This window comes from Amycolatopsis sp. DSM 110486 (assembly GCF_019468465.1).
Classification (GTDB): Bacteria; Actinomycetota; Actinomycetes; order Mycobacteriales; family Pseudonocardiaceae; genus Amycolatopsis.
Genome location: NZ_CP080519.1, coordinates 1342528 through 1358962 on the forward strand (window position 1 = coordinate 1342528; position 16435 = coordinate 1358962).

17 protein-coding genes are annotated in these 16435 nt (G+C 69.8%); 5 read left to right on the top strand and 12 right to left on the bottom strand.

Going from position 1 to position 16435, the window contains the following annotated elements; all coding sequences use genetic code 11:
* Window positions 1-2: 2 nt before the first annotated feature.
* Window positions 3-1160 carry an MFS transporter gene (locus K1T34_RS06545; RefSeq protein ID WP_220243390.1) on the bottom strand — a complete coding sequence of 386 codons (1158 nt, stop codon included), beginning with the start codon at window positions 1158-1160 and terminating at the stop codon, window positions 3-5.
* 87 nt (window positions 1161-1247) lie between these two features.
* Between K1T34_RS06545 and K1T34_RS06550 the strand changes: the two genes are divergently transcribed.
* Window positions 1248-1859 carry an ABATE domain-containing protein gene (locus K1T34_RS06550; protein ID WP_255638353.1) on the top strand — a complete coding sequence of 204 codons (612 nt, stop codon included), beginning with the start codon at window positions 1248-1250 and terminating at the stop codon, window positions 1857-1859.
* A gap of 116 nt (window positions 1860-1975) precedes the next feature.
* Here the strand turns inward: K1T34_RS06550 and K1T34_RS06555 are convergent, their stop codons facing one another.
* The 7 genes from K1T34_RS06555 to K1T34_RS06585 form a co-directional block, all read right to left on the bottom strand.
* On the bottom strand, window positions 1976-3088 hold the full coding sequence (locus K1T34_RS06555; RefSeq protein WP_220243391.1) for an IniB N-terminal domain-containing protein: 1113 nt from the start codon (window positions 3086-3088) through the stop codon (window positions 1976-1978).
* Window positions 3089-3426: 338 nt separating this feature from the next.
* Window positions 3427-4239 (bottom strand): class I SAM-dependent methyltransferase, encoded by an 813-nt coding sequence (locus tag K1T34_RS06560; protein WP_220243392.1) that lies wholly within the window; start codon window positions 4237-4239, stop codon window positions 3427-3429.
* Window positions 4240-4262: 23 nt separating this feature from the next.
* Entirely contained in the window at window positions 4263-4868 is a 606-nt protein-coding gene (locus K1T34_RS06565) for an EndoU domain-containing protein (RefSeq protein ID WP_220243393.1), read from the bottom strand.
* A 115-nt stretch (window positions 4869-4983) separates the two neighbouring features.
* Window positions 4984-5565 carry a DsbA family protein gene (locus tag K1T34_RS06570; RefSeq protein WP_220243394.1) on the bottom strand — a complete coding sequence of 194 codons (582 nt, stop codon included), beginning with the start codon at window positions 5563-5565 and terminating at the stop codon, window positions 4984-4986.
* Between the two features lie 109 nt (window positions 5566-5674).
* Window positions 5675-6460 carry an alpha/beta hydrolase gene (locus K1T34_RS06575; protein ID WP_220243395.1) on the bottom strand — a complete coding sequence of 262 codons (786 nt, stop codon included), beginning with the start codon at window positions 6458-6460 and terminating at the stop codon, window positions 5675-5677.
* The gene (locus K1T34_RS06580) at window positions 6457-7176 is read right to left on the bottom strand and encodes a nitroreductase (protein WP_220243396.1); all 720 of its coding nucleotides are present in this window, start codon (window positions 7174-7176) and stop codon (window positions 6457-6459) included. Before K1T34_RS06580 ends, K1T34_RS06575 begins: the two co-directional genes overlap by 4 nt.
* 19 nt (window positions 7177-7195) lie before the next feature.
* Entirely contained in the window at window positions 7196-7705 is a 510-nt protein-coding gene (locus tag K1T34_RS06585; protein ID WP_220243397.1) for a DUF4863 family protein, read from the bottom strand.
* 160 nt (window positions 7706-7865) lie between these two features.
* Here K1T34_RS06585 and K1T34_RS06590 point away from each other — a divergent pair, with 160 nt between their 5' ends.
* From K1T34_RS06590 to K1T34_RS06605, 4 genes are all read left to right on the top strand, one after another.
* Window positions 7866-8543 carry a TetR/AcrR family transcriptional regulator gene (locus K1T34_RS06590; protein ID WP_220243398.1) on the top strand — a complete coding sequence of 226 codons (678 nt, stop codon included), beginning with the start codon at window positions 7866-7868 and terminating at the stop codon, window positions 8541-8543.
* A gap of 54 nt (window positions 8544-8597) precedes the next feature.
* Window positions 8598-9284, top strand: coding sequence for a nitroreductase family protein (locus tag K1T34_RS06595; RefSeq protein ID WP_220243399.1), 687 nt, complete (start codon window positions 8598-8600; stop codon window positions 9282-9284).
* 173 nt (window positions 9285-9457) lie between these two features.
* The gene (tkt, locus tag K1T34_RS06600) at window positions 9458-11527 is read left to right on the top strand and encodes a transketolase (protein ID WP_255638354.1); all 2070 of its coding nucleotides are present in this window, start codon (window positions 9458-9460) and stop codon (window positions 11525-11527) included.
* A 99-nt stretch (window positions 11528-11626) separates the two neighbouring features.
* Window positions 11627-11857, top strand: coding sequence for a DUF2630 family protein (locus tag K1T34_RS06605; protein WP_220243400.1), 231 nt, complete (start codon window positions 11627-11629; stop codon window positions 11855-11857).
* A gap of 19 nt (window positions 11858-11876) precedes the next feature.
* On the opposite strand, the gene K1T34_RS06610 is transcribed toward K1T34_RS06605, so the two are convergent.
* From K1T34_RS06610 to K1T34_RS06625, 4 genes are read right to left on the bottom strand one after another with little or no spacing between them, the layout of a single operon-like run.
* Entirely contained in the window at window positions 11877-12422 is a 546-nt protein-coding gene (locus tag K1T34_RS06610) for a cupin domain-containing protein (protein WP_220243401.1), read from the bottom strand.
* 24 nt (window positions 12423-12446) lie between these two features.
* The gene (locus K1T34_RS06615) at window positions 12447-13400 is read right to left on the bottom strand and encodes a PDR/VanB family oxidoreductase (protein ID WP_220243402.1); all 954 of its coding nucleotides are present in this window, start codon (window positions 13398-13400) and stop codon (window positions 12447-12449) included.
* Window positions 13378-14814: a glutamine synthetase family protein gene (locus tag K1T34_RS06620; protein WP_220243403.1), complete on the bottom strand. Its 1437-nt coding sequence runs from the start codon at window positions 14812-14814 to the stop codon at window positions 13378-13380. Before K1T34_RS06620 ends, K1T34_RS06615 begins: the two co-directional genes overlap by 23 nt.
* 8 nt (window positions 14815-14822) lie before the next feature.
* Window positions 14823-16244, bottom strand: a complete 1422-nt coding sequence (locus K1T34_RS06625) for an aromatic ring-hydroxylating dioxygenase subunit alpha (RefSeq protein WP_220243404.1) — start codon at window positions 16242-16244, stop codon at window positions 14823-14825.
* Window positions 16245-16435 lie beyond the last annotated feature (191 nt).

A 16435-nucleotide genomic window follows, 5' to 3' on the forward strand; every position in this document is an offset into this window, starting at 1 on the left:
GATCACCGCGCCACGCGAGCAGGGAAGGGCGCGGTGACGACGACCAGCACCACGCTCACTCCGGCGGCGACCACGAAGGCCACGGGCGCCGGGATCACGACATCGACCGCCGCGAACAGGTACGGCGCCGCGAAACCGAGGTACGCCAGGCAGTAGAACACCGCCGTCACGCCGGCGAGATCGGCTGCCTCCGCGACCGCTTCGACGCGGCTGAGCCCACCGACCAGCAGCATGCCGTAAGCCGCGCCCAGGACCACAGCGGCGGGGAGCGTCAAGAGAGCCCGCCCCAGCTCCGTCGACAGCGCGGCGAGCAGGAACCCCGCCACGGTCAGGCCGAGGCCGCAGGTCAGCACGAGCGGGCTGCGCCGTCGTTCCAGAGCGCGGGCCACGGGCTGGACGAGCAACCCGCTGCCCAGCGTCAGCCCCGCGATCACACCGCTGCTCGCCACGGGCGCGACCGGCGCGGGCAACAGCGTCGGCAGGACCGCGAAACTCGTCGTCGCCACGCCGAACACCAGCGGCGCGCTCGGCACGATCCGGCGGAGGAACTCGGGACTGGCCAGTGCGTGCTTGAGCTCGCGACGCCGTCCTCCGGAAGAAGCCGCGCCCGTCACGGTTTCCGGAACGTTCCACACCAGCACGCCGACCACCACCGTCACCGCGATGTGCACCAGGTACGGCACCACGGCCGGCGCCGGCAGCCACTGCGCGAGGACCCCGGCGACCAGCGGCCCGCTCCCGAACCCGACCGACAGCGAAATCGCGGCCCGGCGCGCACCCGCTCCCGGACCGGCGTCCGCGGACAGCTCCTTGATCCACGCGCTGCCCGGCCCGAACGCGGCACCCGAAGCGACTCCCGCGACGAGCCGGCCGAGCGCCAGCACCCACGTCGATCCGGCGCCGAACAGCAGGATCACCGAAGCCAGTGCCGAAAGCACCAGCACCGGGCGCATCACGCGGCGCCGGCCGAACCGGTCGGAGAACCTCGCGCCCAGTAGCAGTGCCGGAATCAGCCCCACCACGTACGCGCCGAAGATCGCCGTGACGATCGTCGGCGAGAGGTGCTCCTGGTCGCGGTAGACGATGAGCAGCGGCGAGAACTGGTTGGCTCCCCAGCCGACCGCGAGCACCGCCGCGCCGACCCTGGCCCACGGGCTCATGGCTCCTCCAGTCCGCTAGTAACCTCAGTATGAGTTACTAACAGCGCCCTGACCACCCCGCGACGGTGTGACGGATATCGTGGAGCCATGACCGCCGGACCGACCCTCGAGGACGTGCAGGCAGCCGGGTTCCCCATGGGCGGCGAGCCGCTCGTGGCCCTCGACCTCGCCGACACCCTCATGACGGCGGTGGACCCCGCCGTCGACCTGATCGAACCGACGGACGGTTACGAGACCTGGTGGCGGCTGCAGCTGCCCCGGCTGCCCGAGGCGAGCGTCCCCGCCGCGGCGGCGACGCGACGGCTGCGCGCGGCGATCCGCGACCTGCTGGAGTCGCACCTGGAGACCCGGGCGCCGCAGGCCGTTTCGATCGAAGACCTCAACGCGTTCGCCTCGGCCGTGCCGCGAAGCCCGCGGCTGGCCTTGGACGCCGAAGGCGCGCTGACCGCGACCACGCGCTGGCACACCGAACACGGCGGCAACGCGGCGCTGGCGGCCATCGCCACCGAGGCGATCGACCTCCTGTCTTCCCCGACACAGCTGGAGAAACTGCGCCGCTGCGCGAACCCCGCGTGCTCGATGCTGTTCGTCGCGGAGACCAAGCGGCGGCAGTGGTGCACGGGCAACATCTGCGGCAACCGGGCGCGGGTGGCGCGCCACTACCGGCGGACGCACGCGCCTTCGCCTTCGCCTTCGTGAGCACAGTGCCTTCCCAGGACACAGTTTCTTTCCAGGACACAAAAAGTCTTCCAGGACACAAAAAAACAGGCCCGGACCAAACGGTCCGGGCCTGTTTTCAGTTGGAGCGGTGGAACTCAGTGACCGAGCAGCGGCAGGTGGCCGAGCGCGTCGGTCGCGGTGTGCAGGTCGAGGCCGTGGGCCAGGTCCTGCGCGTGGGTCTCGACGCCACCCAGCGGCGAGCCGGCGTGGGTCGCGTCCGCGACGTCGGCGATCGGCGTGTGCTGGATGCCCGCGGTGTCGGCCTGGCCGACGGTGTCGAGCACGTGGTGCACGGTGTCGCCCACGACCGGGGCCTGCGGCGCGGCGGCCGACAGGGTGTGGGTCACGGAGCCGACGGTGCCGGTGACGTTCGGGACGGCCGGCAGAGCCGGGACGGCCGGAACACCCGGAACCGCCGGGAGGGCCGGCAGCGCCGGGACGGCGGCCGCGGCCGGGACGACGTGGTCCAGCGTGTGCGACAGGTCGCCCGCGGCACCGAAGTCGGCGCGCTCGTCGCCGTGGATGCCGACCGGGGTGGAGCCGATGGCGTCGTTGACGTGGCCGAGCAGGCCGGCGCCGGTGACGCGGACGTCCTCGACGAGACCGGACACCGGGCCGCCGACGAGCGGGACGTCGTTCAGCGCGGCCACGGCGGCCTTCGGCATGAGGGCGTCGCCCAGGTGGTTGGTGACCGCGTCGACCGCGGAGCCCACGAGCTTGCCGTCGAAGACGTGCTCGCCCACCGCGTCCACGGTGTGCTCGAGGTCGATCGCACCGGCGGCCACGACCGGGCCGGCGATCGGGACACCGTTGACCGCACCGGCCACGTGGTCCACGACGTTCGAGACGGTGCCGAGGGTGGAGTGGGTGAGGGTGTTGAGGCCGGTCTGGTCCGCGAAGTCGCTGACGGTCTCGAACACGCCGCTCAGGTTCGGCAGGCCGCTGGCCAGGCCGGTCACGTTCGGCAGGTCGGCGCGCTCGCCGGCCGCGTGCGAGAGCACGTTGCCGAAGACCGGCAGGCTCGGGGCGGCGGCCAGCGGGGCCGTGTCGGCCAGCAGCGGCATGATGTCCTGCACATCGGCCGGCGAAACGTCGGCCAGACCAGCAGTGTCGAGCAGGCCCTGCGGGTTGGCGGCGTAGGCGGCCGCGGCCTGCGGGTCGCTCAGCAGGGTCATGGCGAATTCGTGCAGGTTCTGCACCGCGTCCATAGTTTGTTGTCTCCTGTGCACTGATTGATTCGGCCGTCGTGGGCATGCCGCGAAGTCGAAGGGGTTCGGGACGAAGATAGGGCGCGGCCGTTCGGCGGCCATCGGGGGCCTCCCCGGGGGTTCGACGCATCGGCGTTAGGGATTTCGGGCCCCGCCCCATTAGGGGGACTAGGGAAATTCGCCACTGCGCGGCGATTAGCCGTGGTCAGCGAGGTGCGGCCGATTTCGCCCGCTTCGCCTGTGGGGCGGGGATCCTGGCCGCTCGTTCGGAGACACGCGGTACTCCTCGGAGTGATCGTCGGAGAAACCACCCGTTGGTGTGACAACCAGGCCCGATTTCACGGCCGCCAGACATCGACGACGAACTCACGCATCTGCTCACGGAACTTTCCGGATGGACTCGCGGCGGTGAGAAGGCTCCGCAATTCGGACTCGAAAGCGCCCACGCGATCGCCGAAGAGGTGCGGTGCGGAACTCGACAACGAGAACACCGTGGCGACGACGTCGTCGATATCCCGGACGACGGCGGAGCCGGGTACCTCGATCCGCTGGGGGCCGGTGAATCCGGCGCCGCGGTAGATCGCCGTCTCCCCTCCGGCCGTGCCTTCGGGGAGGACACCGCGGCCCGCGCGTCGGGTTTCGCCGAGGTATTCGCGCACGAGCTCGGTGATCCGCTCGTGGGGTGGCGCCGATTCGGTCGTGGTGCCGCGGTGGGTGGTGGCGTGCACGTGGAGGCAGGCGCCGCCGGGCTCGAGCATTCCGCGCACCGCCGCGGCGACGCGGGGGCGGTCGAGCCAGTGGAAGGACTGGGCGAACGTGACGAGCCGGAACGCGCCGAGTCCGGCCGGCAGGTCCTCGGCCCTTTCGTGGGCCCAGCGGGTGGTGGTGATTCCTTTCGCGGCGGCCAGCCGGGAGGCTTCGGCGAGCATGTCGGGGTCGGCGTCGAGGCCGACGGCTGCTTCGAAGCGAGTGGCGAGCAGCAGCGTCAAGGAGCCCGGGCCGCAACCGACATCGAGGAAGCGGCCGGAACCGTCGAGCCGCAATGCGTTGGCGAGCGCGTCGGCGAGCTCCGGCGGATACGCGACGCGGCCTCTCGCGTAGTAAGCCGCGCTGCCCGAGTACAGCGATTCGTCCCACTCCCAGCCCGCCATGGCCGTGAGCCTAGAGACGGGGATCAGTGCTGCACCGGGAAATACGTGAGCACCTCGCCCGTCGCCGGGTCGTGGTAGCCGGCGATCTCCAGGTCGGCGAAGGTGCCGGACCAGGCGCCCGTGGCGGGGTCGCGCAGGACGTCGGGCGAGGACCACGCGGCGGTGCCGGCCGCGGACACGGCCTCGGGCGTCCAGTCCGGCGGGAAGTAGGTGTGGTCGACGAAGGAGAAGCGGCCGTTCTTCAGGTTGCGGTACTCGGAGGCCCTGCGCGTGATCCCCGTTTCGGCCGGGGTCACGCCGGACGCGAGCAGGAAGCGGTGCAGGGACTCGAGTGCGGCGAAGAACACCTGCTGCGGCACGACGGCGCGTGGCCAGGTGCCGTAGAGGCTTTCGAGCACCACGCTGTCGCCGGTGAACGCGACGGAAGTGCCGTTGCCGAGCCAGGCCTTGGCTTCGCGCTGGGCTCGGCGGAGCAGGCCGGCGAGCTGCCCGACGGTATGGGCGTCGGCTTGCGCGTCGGTGTAGAGGAAGGCGGCCAACGGCAGCTGGTCGGCCGGCGCCGAGATGCGCAGCCGGCGGGACTCGTCGAAGGCGAAGGCGAACGAATCACCCGTGCCGAACAAAACCATCGTGGAGCGGCTTTCTGACTGGACCGATCGGCCGGGCGGGTGATCTTTGTGCCACGGTATCACCCGCACTGACCTGCGAAGACTTCTGTGACACGGATCGTGGCACCGGCCAGGTTCAGCCGAGAGACCCAGCCCACGCCACGAACCATTCACGGGGCCGCAACCCGCTGAAGCTCCGGCCGCCGGCCACCCAGGCGGGAGTGCCCTCGACTCCGTTCTCGTACGCGAGGATCGCCGAGCGGCCCACGGCTCGGTCCGCTTCGCCCGATTCCCAGGCGGCGCGGACGATCTCGGGGTCGCCGCCGGCTTGTTCGGTCAGCTTGAGCAGCAGGTCGCGCGATTCGAGGTCCTGGCCTTCGCCGAAGTACGCGTTGAACACGGATGTGGCGAAGCGGTCGGCGACTTCGGGATCGTCGAGCGTGGTGTACGCGCCCAGCGCCGGCAGCGAGTAGGCGATCCGGTCCGTCCACTCGAGGGGCAGGCCCGCGGCTTCGGCCTCGCGGGCGAGGAACTCGTAGGTCGGGCCCACGCGAGGGCCGGCCAGGCTGCCGCCGGGGCCGATCTCGGGGTGGATCTGAAGCGGGTGTTCGTTTACCACCACGCCGTGTTCGCGCAGCACCCGGTTGCGGTCCTGAGCGATGTAGCAGAAGGGGCAGAGGAAATCGAACCAGTGCTCCACGGTCGGGGTCGTGGACATCGCGGGCTCCTTCACGTTGTTTCGATACGTTCATGATCTGTAACGAAACGACCGGGCTCCTTAGTCCCGGGTGGTCACGGGTGCCGCAGCCGGCACTCGCGTGCGTTTGTCAGGCCAGAACGGCGCGCAGCCACGCCGCCGTGGTCGCGAGGTTCACGGGGCCGTCGAACGCGGCATCCTCGTGCCCGGCCCCGCCGAGCAGCACGAAACTGCTCCTCGCCCCGGCCCGCACGAGCGCGTCGTGCAGCGCCCGGCCCTCCCCCGGCGGCACGATCCGGTCGCGGTCGCCGTGCGCGATCAGGAACGGTGGCGCCGCCGCCGAAACCCGCGCCAGCAGCGAATGCCCCGCCGGGTCGGCTCCGCCGAGGAAGTCGGCCTCGAAGTGGAACGGCAGCAGCTTCGCCTCCAGCTCACTGCGCGCCGCCGTGGCCGCCAGGTCGGCTTGTCCGAACCAGTGCACCACGGCCTGCACGGCACTCGACTCGTCGACGTTGCCGCCGACCGTCCCCTCCAGCTCCTCATCATTCGGCGACAACGCCAGCAGCGAACCCAGATACGCGCCGGCGGACGCGCCCCAGACCCCGAGCCGCCCGGTCTCGAGGCCGAGGCGCGCGCCGTTCGCCCGCAGCCAGCGCACGGCGCCCTTGACGTCGTGCACCTGCTGCGGGAACACCGCCCCTGGTGCCAGGTGGTAATCGACGGACACCACGGTCACACCGTGCTCCGCCAAGGGTGCCTGCCGGCGTGCGGCCTCGCCGCGCCGGTCGCCGCGGGTCCACCCACCGCCGTGCAGGTAGAGCACGACGGGCGCCCCCGTGGTGGGAGCGTGGTGGATATCCACCATCAGCCGGGTGCCGCCGACCGTCGCGTAGACGAGATCGCGGTCGACCGTCACGCCGGTTCCACCTGGCGGGTCACGGCGGCGGACTCGTAGAAGGTGACGAAGGATTCCACCGGCTCCCGCGTTGTGCGATATCCACCAAGGCGGTGGTCGTCGTCGGCATACCCGAGCGCGATTCCGCACACCACTAGGTGGTCGTCCGGAATGACGAGGTGGCGGCGCAACACCGGGTGGTAATCGATGAACGAAGCCTGTGCGCAAGTGTGCAGCCCGGCTCCGCGCGCGGACAACATCAGTCCCTGGAGGAACAGACCGGCGTCCACCAGCGCACCCTGCAGTGGTGCCCGGCTCACCGTGAGCACCAGCCCCACCGGTGCGCCGAAGAAGTCGTAGTTGCGCCGGTGGTGGTCGCTGCGGCCGGCGGTGTCGCCGGCCGCGATGCCGAGCGTTTCGGAATACAGGCCTTCACCGAAGCGACGGCGGCGCGAGCGGAACGGCTCGGGCCACGAGTCCGCCGCCGGCTGGTAGGCGAACTCGCCGACGGCGCGGCGGCCCTCGTCGTAAGCGCACAGCAGGTCGGCCGTCAACGCGCGCTTGGCAGCGCCCGTGAGCACGTGGACCTGCCACGGCTGGCTGTTGGAATTGCTGGCCGACGACGATGCCAGCGCGAGCAGCCGTTCGACCTCCGCGCGCGGCACGGGCGTCGGCAGGAACGCCCGGCAACTGCGCCGCGTCGCCATCGCTTCCTCGATCGTGGACGCCGGGTTCATGGCGCTGGGCTCCCCGGGTTCAGGCCGCGGGCGGCTGGATGTCGTAGGAGATCCGGCCGGCGGGCAGGTAGAACAACGCGATCAGCGCGCCGTCCTTGACCTCCGGGTAGTGGTGGCTGCCGGGGCCGGGCGCGGTCCAGCCGGGGCCGCTCCAGCCGTTCGGGCCCATCAGCTTCGCGCCGGGGTCGAGCGGCACCACGAGGTTGAGCTCGCCGTACGGGTGCTGGTGGTACTGCCCGCGGAACGGCTCGACGCTGTCCATGTACACGGCCGTGATGCTGAAGTAGTTGAGCACATCCTGCGGGTCGGCGATGCGGCTGCGGCGGTACTTCTTGCCCTCGACCTCGATGTTGGCGGCCCAGCCGGCCTCGACGCCCTCGGTGATCATGCGCGCCAGGTCCTGGTAGAGCTCACTGTCCGGCCCGTAGCGGGTGTTGAGCCAGGACTCGAGCTCCCCGCCCGCGGTGCGGTTCTTCACCTCGTTGAGGAACGGGATACTGCGGTCGATCAGCTCCTGGGGCGTGGTCATCGTCGACTCCGTTCGGTCCGCTGTGGTTCGGCGTTCCCAAACCGTACGTCCACATTTAGTTACAGTCAAGTACTGTAACTAAACTTGCCGCATAACAACACCTTCGTGTAACGGATCGGATATGCTTCGCAGATCGGTTTTTTCTCGGCGAGGTGGAGCCATGGCGCGGACACGCGATACGACGGCGGACGAGCAGGTCAGCACCGAAGACGGACCCAGGCCGGGCGGGCGCCCCCGGGACGCCGCGCTCGACGAGGCGATCATCCTTGCCACGCGCCGGCGGCTCGTCCTCGACGGCTACTCCCGCATGACGATCGGCGACATCGCCACGGACGCGAAGGTCAGCCGCCCCACGCTCTACCGGCGCTGGGCCACGAAGTTCGAGCTCGTCGTCGACGCGCTCGACTACGGTTTCCGCAAGCAGCGCGACATGTACGCGTTCGACCTCAGCGGACTCGAGCCGCGCGAGGCGCTCACGGAAGCCGTCCGCCGGCTCGACCCCGCGTACTTCAACCCGGACGCCATGGTGCTCATGGGCAACTTCGCGGGCGAGGCGATCCGCACGCCGGAGCTGCTCGACATCCTGCGCAAGCACGCCGTCGAGCCCCGCGTGGAGCTCGTCGAAAGTGTGCTGACACAGCTACAGGACCGCGGCGCCGTGCGGGACGAGATCGACAAGCACACCATCGCGACGATGTGCTTCGGCAGCTACTTCGCGGCGTTCTACCGAGGGGAAGCCAAAACGGAGATCCCCGAGGCGGTCGTCGCCGTGCTCTGGCCGGCGCTGGAGAAGAAGCCCGCGCCGCGGCGGCGGGCGTCCACTTCGGGCAAACGGTGACAGGCATCCGTTCCGATCATTGACTGTAACGTAAATCGAGGCATAATCGGCTCCATGCCGCCTGTGCCCTCGATGGACGTCCACGAAGCCCTTTACACCACGCGAATGATGCGGCGCATGCATCCGGACGCGATTCCCCTGGACCTGCAGGCGCGCATCCTCGACGCCGCGATCCGGGCGCCGAACGGCGGCAACACCCAGCGCTGGCACTTCCTGGCCGTGGACGATCCGGGCATCAAGGCCGAACTCGCCCCGATCTGGCGGCGCTGCCGGGACAAGGAGTACGAGGACATCGCGGCCGGCACGTTCGCCCAGCCGATCCACGACCCCGAGAACCACCGCGAGACGATGAAGCGGATCTCGAAGTCCGCGGGCTTCCTGACCGACCACTTCACCGAGATCCCGCTGCTGCTGTTCGTCTTCTCCATCGACGACCACGGCGGAGCCAACATCTACCCCGCCATCTGGAGCGCGCTGCTCGCCGCGCGTTCGGAAGGGGTCGGCGGGGTGCTCACCACGATGCTGCGCCTGGAGTCCGATCGGGTCATGGAGTTGCTCGATGTACCCGAGGACGAGGGCTGGGAGCTCACGGCCATGCTCGCGATGGGTTATCCGCGCGGCAAGTGGGGCGTGGCCGCGAACCGCCGCCCCGTGCACGAGGTGAGCAGCCGCAACCGATGGGGCAGCGAGTTCGGCATGTCCGTTCCCGAACCACTCTGGTCCGAAAAGTCACACACCTGAGTCGTCCGCTGAGAGCGGGCCCACGGTGAGTTGCCGGGGTTCGCGTCGGCTCATTACAGTCGAGCTCGGTGACCGACCGCGCCGCCCGGAAGCCCGCCGGGTGCCGCGGAACCGGCTCGGCGTGTGCGCACCACGGGCGGAAATCCCGACTACGCAGGGGAAGTCTGAGCACAGTGCCCGACACCGTCACCACCCGCCGCCTCCCGCAAGGCTGGACGGCCACCGACCTCCGCGCCGTGGACACCGTCCGCGTGCTCGCCGCCGACGCCGTCGAGAAGGCCGGCAGCGGCCACCCCGGAACGGCGATGAGCCTCGCACCGCTGGCGTACACGCTGTTCCAGCGCGAGATGCGCCACGACCCGGCCGACCCGTCGTGGCCGGCGCGCGACCGGTTCGTCCTGTCCGCCGGGCACACCAGCCTCACGCTGTACATCCAGCTGTTCCTCGCCGGTTATGGCCTCAAACTGGAGGACCTTCAGCAGCTGCGCACGTGGGGTTCACTCACCCCGGGGCACCCCGAGTACCGCCACACCCAGGGCGTCGAGGTCACGACCGGTCCGCTCGGGCAGGGCCTGGCCAACGCGGTGGGTATGGCCATGGCGTCGCGCCGCGAACGCGGGCTGTTCGATCCCGAACCCGCGCCGGGGCAGAGCCTCTTCGACCACTTCGTGTACGTGATCGCCTCCGACGGCGACATCCAGGAGGGCATCACCTCCGAGGCGTCGTCGATCGCGGGCCGCCAGCAGCTGGCGAACCTGATCGTGTTCTACGACGACAACGACATCTCCATCGAAGACCACACCGACATCGCGCTGTCCGAGGACACAGACGAGCGCTACCGCGCGTATGGCTGGCACGTGCAGGTGGTGGAGGACGGCGAGGACGTCGCCGCGATCCAGGACGCGATCGCGGCGGCGAAGGCCGACCCGCGCCCGTCGTACATCCGGCTCCGCACGGTGATCGGCTACCCCGCGCCGACCAAGATGAACACCGGCAAGATCCACGGCTCCGCGCTCGGCGCCGACGAGGTCGCTGCGGTGAAGCGCGTGCTGGGCTTCGACCCGGAGCAGCACTTCGTGGTCGAGGACGAAGTGCTGGCCCTGACGCGCGAGGCCGTCGCGCGCGGTCAGGCCTGGCGTGCGGAGTGGCAGGGCGAGTACGACAAGTGGGCCGCGGCGAACCCCTCGCGGCACGCGCTGCGGCAGCGCCTCTCCACGCGTGCGCTGCCGGAGGGCTGGACCTCGGAGCTCCCGTCGTTCGAGGTCGGCGCTTCGCTGGCGACGCGCAAGGGATCGGGGGCGTTCCTCGACGCGGTGGCCGACGTGCTGCCCGAGCTGTGGGGCGGTTCGGCCGACCTCGCGGAGAGCAACAACTCCACGATGACGGGCGCCGACTCGTTCGGCCCGATCGCGGCGGCGACGAAGATGTGGGCCGCCGAACCGTACGGGCGGACCCTGCACTTCGGCATCCGCGAGCACGCGATGGGCGCCATCCTCAACGGCATCGCGCTGCACGGCGGCACCCGGCCGTACGGTGCGACATACCTCGCGTTCAGCGACTACATGCGCCCAGCGGTGCGGCTGGCGGCACTGATGCGGCTGCCGGTGGTGTACGTGTGGACGCACGACTCCATCGGCGTCGGCGGCGACGGACCCACGCATCAGCCGATCGAGCACCTCTCGGCGCTGCGGGCGATTCCGGGCCTGAACGTGGTGCGTCCGGGTGACGCGAACGAGGCCGTTGCGGCGTGGCAGGCCGCGATCGAGGACGTCGATCACCCGACCGCGCTCGCGTTGACCCGGCAGCCGGTGCCGGTTCTGCCGGGTACTTCGGCCGAAGGCGTCGCTCGTGGTGGCTACGTGCTGGCGGAGGCGTCGAATGGCGCGCCTGAGCTGGTGCTGATCGGGACCGGCTCGGAGCTGCAGCTCGCCGTTTCGGCGCGCGAGCGGCTGGAGGCCGAGGGCGTGCCGACGCGCGTGGTTTCGCTGCCGTGCTTCGAGTGGTTCGCTTCGCAGGACCAGGCTTACCGTGATTCGGTGCTGCCGCCGTCGGTGAAGGCGCGGGTCGCGGTGGAGGCCGGGATCGCGTTGCCGTGGTATCCGTTCGTGGGTGATTCCGGCGAGATCGTCTCGATCGAGCACTACGGCGCTTCGGCCGACTACGCGACGCTGTTCCGCGAGTTCGGGTTCACGCCCGAGGCCGTGGTGGCCGCCGCCCGGGCAACGCTGGCCAAGGTGGCCTGATGACCACGCCCGGCCGGGACGACAACGCTTTCGCACTTCACGTCATCCCGGCCGGGTCACCCCGACCCGGCGCGGGGCCGGCTCGAACGGGTGGGTGACATGGGCACGACTTCACACGCGATCACCGATCGCCTCGCGGCGCTTCTCGACGAGGAACACGACCTCCGCACCCGCGCCATGCACCACGGCGGCGGCCTCTCCCTCGACGAACAGGCGCGCCTGACCGAACTCGAGTCCGAACTGGACGCGGTCTTCCGCCTCCTCCGCCAGCGCCGCGCCCTGGAAGTCTTCGACGACGGCGCCGACGACACGGCGGACGCGTCGAACTGACCGGTTTGGACAGACCGCCTCAGTGGCTGGGCACGTCGAGGTCGTAACGCCGGACGACGTCGTCCAGCCAGTCGGGGATGCCGTAGGTCAGGCCGTACTTGGTGGCCAGGCGGGCGAACTCGTCGGTTTCGTGGAGGTTCTTCGCGTCGCCCAGGGTGCCGTCGGTGTGGGCGAGGAGGAGGTCGCTCAGTTCGCGGAAGTAGGTTTCGAAGCCGCCGGGGGTGATGACCTCGACGATGCGGCCCGGGGTTGTGCCGGCGTTCCACATGGCGTGCATCTCCCCGCGGGGCTTGGTGATGAAGCCGCCCGGGCCGAGGACCACTTCGGCGTCGTCGGAGCGGAAGCCGATCTGGCCGGCCAGCACGATGGAGTGCTCGTCCTCACGGGTGTGGCGGTGGGGCGCGGTGATGGAGCCGACCGCGAACGGGTGCTCGAGGATCGCGACCTCGCCACCGTTGTTCTGGTGCGTCAGCTTGAACACCGCGCCGAACCCGGGCAGCGCCACCTGGTCCGACTCGTCCCCCGGTTGCACCACGGCGACCTTCGTCCGGTTTTCCTCGCCCACCTGGTTTCCCTCCTCGTAGTACGGTTACAGGTCCAGTACGAGCTTGCCGCCGCAGGCCCGGCTCACGCAAGGGAAGAACGTCTTCCCGGCCGCGCGTTCGGCGTTGGACAGCACGACGTCGCGGTGATCGGGCGTTCCCTCCAACACCCGGGTTTCGCAGGTGCCGCAGTAGCCCTCTTCGCAGTCGGACTCGACGCCGACCCCGGCGTCGCGGATGGCCTGCAGCAGGGTGATGTCCGCGTCGGCCACGACGGTCAGGCCGGACTGGCGGAGTTCGAGTTCCACCGCGTCGTCCGCGGCCTCGTCAGGAGAAGGCGAGGCCGCGGCGAAGTGTTCGGTCTCGCACCGCACGCCGGCGGCCTCGCAGACTTCGGTGACGCTGTCGAGCAACCCGACCGGGCCACAGCAGTACACGGCCGCGGCCGGGGCCAGCCCGCCGATCAGCTCTTTCAGGTCCGGCCGTGGCTCGACCGCAGTGTCTACGAAGGACACCCGGTCACCACCGATCGCCGCCAGCTCCGCGCGGAAGGCCATGGTGGCGCCACCGTGTCCGCAGTAGACCACCGAATAGTCAACTCCACGCTCGGCCAGAGCCCGCACCATCGGCAACAGCGGCGTCACACCGATTCCGCCGGCGATCAGCAAGTACGACTCGGCATCCGCCAACGGGAAGTGGTTGCGCACCCGCTCGACCACCAGCTCACGCCCGACCAGCGCCGTGCCGTGGATCTCGGCCGACCCACCGCGGCCGGCGTCCTCCAACCGCACCGCGATGTCGTAATGCAGCCGGTCGGCCGGGTCCCCGCACAGCGAGTACTGCCGGCCCAACCCCGAAGGCAGCTTCAGGTCGAGATGCGCACCCGGCTCCCAGGCCGGCAAAGGAGAACCGCTGGACAGCCGAAGGCCTACCACCCCCGCGGCTTCCCAAGTCACGCGCGTGACCCGCAGCGACAGATCAGTAGAGGTCGAAGTACTCACGATGCTCCCAATCGGTGACCGTCCGCTCGAACCGCGCGACCTCGGCCCGCTTGATCGCGGCGTAGTACGAGACGAACTGCTCGCCCATCACCCGTCGCAGCCCGGCATCGGCCTCCAGGGCGTCGACGGCCGCGGCCAGGTTCGCCGGCAGCCGCCCCGCGTCGGTCGTGTACGGATCGTCGGCGGAAGGCGGCAACGACAACGACGTCTCGACGCCGTTCAGACCCGAATGCAGCTGCGACGCCATGTACAGATACGGGTTGGCCGCCGACTCCCCCACCCGGTTCTCGATGTGCGTCGAGCCGTCCTCGGCCGAGCCGACGAGCCGGATCATCGCGCCCCGGTTGTCCCGCGCCCACGCGATCCGGTCAGGCGCCATCGAATACGGCTGGAACCGCTTGTACCCGTTCACCGTCGGGTTCGCGAACACACACGCCGCGCTCGCGTGCTCCAGCTGACCGGCGATGAACTGCTTGCCCACCAGCGAAATGGCGCCCTCGCCGTCGGCCGGGACGAAGGCGTTGCGCCCACCGTCCGGCGAGACCAGGCTCTGGTGCAGGTGCCAGCCGCTCGACTTGCTTTCCGCGATCTGCGGCCGGCACATGAACGTCGCGTGGTAACCGTTTCGCCGCGCCACTTGCTTGACCGTGCTGCGCAACAACACCATCGCGTCCGCCGAAGCGAGACCAGCGGCCGGATCGAGCGTGACCTCCAGCTGGTTCGCCCCCAGCTCCACCTCGATGCTGCGCAGCTCGATACCCATCCGCTCCAGCACCTCGCGGATTCGCCGCGTGGCCGGCTCGACCTCGTCGCCCAGGTTCTCGCTCAGCAGCTGGTTGCCCTGGTTGATCGGCTCGACCGGCGTCGGCGTGGTGCAGCGGCCGATCCCGTCGTCGTTGGGGAAGTGCGAAGCCCGCCGGTAGAGGTGGAACTCGATCTCCAGCCCCGTCACGTAGGTGAACCCGGCGACGCTCGCGCGCTCCAGCGCCGTGCGGAATACGCCGCGGCTGCAGAACGGCACCTGCTCACCGTTCTGGAACCGCAAGTCGCACAGGATCCGCGCGGTGTCCTCGGCCCACGGCACCAAGTGGAACGTCGTGGGGTCCGGCACCATCACCACGTCGGCCGCACCGGCCATCTCGGCCACGCCGAGCCCGCCGTCGGCGTTGAAGGCCGAGAACACCGTGGTGCCGGACGTGTCCTTCGACAGCAGCGTCGACACACAACTCAACCCACTGCGAAACGCGGCGGCCAGCCCGCTCGCCGGGATCGTCTTGCCGTGCAGGATCCCGTGCTGATCCACAAAGGACACGCGAATCGTCCGCAGTCCCTCCGAGCCGACCCGCGCCAGGACGGCTCTCGCCGCTTCCTGCTGTTCCTCGGTCCACAGCCCGAACTTCTCGATGAACCCCATGGCCGGCCTCAGTCCCGCGCGCGGTCGTAGGCGTCGGGCGACGAAGAACGATCCGGCTCGACCGCCGAGCCCGGCACGCCCGCCGGCCCCGTCGCGAGCGCCGCCTGCAGATGCGAGGCCCACGGGCTCGCCTTGCGCAGGTCGGCGATCGAGTTCGCCCAGTAGTCCTCCCACTCGCCGGTGGGGCCGATGCCGTCGAGCGGGATGGGGCCGCGGCTCTCGACGTCGGCGGAGTCCTTGAGCAACAGGTCGGGGCTGCCGCCCTCGGCGACGGTGTCGATGGCCTGCAGCGCCATCCGCCGGTAGGTGACGATCGCGCGGTCGGAGCGGCTGAGGTTCTCGCGGCTGCGGTCGTAGATGAAGCCCTGGCCCTCGACCGCCATCTGGTCGTGGACGTTGATGTCGCGCCCCAGCCCGGTGTAGGTCTGCGTGCGCTGCTCCTCGAAGTCGAAGCGGTAGTTGTTCGCCCGGTTTCGCACCGGCTTGTAGTCCGGGAGCGTGATGCCGTCGAGGCGTTGCGCGCGCATGGTTTCGGAGTCCACGGGCTCGTCGAGGCTGGTGAACATCGCGTACCAGTAGCAGGAGACGTCGTCGATCGGCACGTGCCACTGCGTGATTGCCATGGTGGAGCTCAGCGGGATCGTGATGCCGTGCGGGAACACCTGGTGCGTGATGCGCACGTGGGTGGACGAGCCGTCGAGCCCATCCTTGTCGAGTGTGCGCAGGGCGACGATGCGCTGGCCGTATTCGGTGCGGGCGTTGAGGATCTCGGGCCGGCCGTACTCGCGCAGGATCTTCGTCATCGGCAGGTTCGTGCCGAGCGACGCGCCGCGGAACTGCTTGCCGTAGCTGTCACTCGTGTCCTCATCCTCGGCGAACCGGTGCAGGTAGGAGGCGTGCGCGGGGTCGATCCCGACCTCCAGCGCCTGCAGCCAGTTGCAGTCGAGGTAACCCTTGAACGCGAACGTGTACTCCGGCGGCGCCACGAAGCAGTCGAGCGCGGGCAGGTTCGGCGGCTCGCCGTCGCCGAGGTAACCCCACACGATCCCGTTGCACTCCCGCACCGGGTACGAGCGGATCTTGACCTTGGCCTTGAGCTTGCTGTCCTCGGGCTCGGCCGGAGTGTCCATACAGGACCCATTGCGGTTGAAGAGCCAGCCGTGGAAGTAGCAGCGCAGGCCGCCGTCTTCCAGGCGCCCCAGGGAAAGGTCGGCGCCGCGGTGGGCGCAGCGGCGGTCGATGAGACCCAGCGAGCCGTCGGCGTTGCGGAACAGCACGAGGTCTTCACCGAGCACCCGCAGCGGAACCACCGGACGTTCGGTGTCGAGCTCCTCGGTCAGCGCCACAGGCTGCCAGTACAGCCGCATCCAATCGCCGCCCGGAGTGCCGGGCCCGGTCTCGGTGATCTTCCGGTTGTCGTCCGCGCGCATGGCAGCGTTCTCCTCGCGACTTCGTCGTCCAGCGTGGTGGGGGCCGGCAGTCTTTTCACGTGTGTTCAATTAACGAACACTTGGTTCTGATGTGAGCACTGTAGGCAGCCGCGACTGGTCACCGCAAGGTCTTCGGCGGCGTTCGTGCTACATTTCGTGACAAGGTGTGCGTTAATCGAACGGAGCTGGTG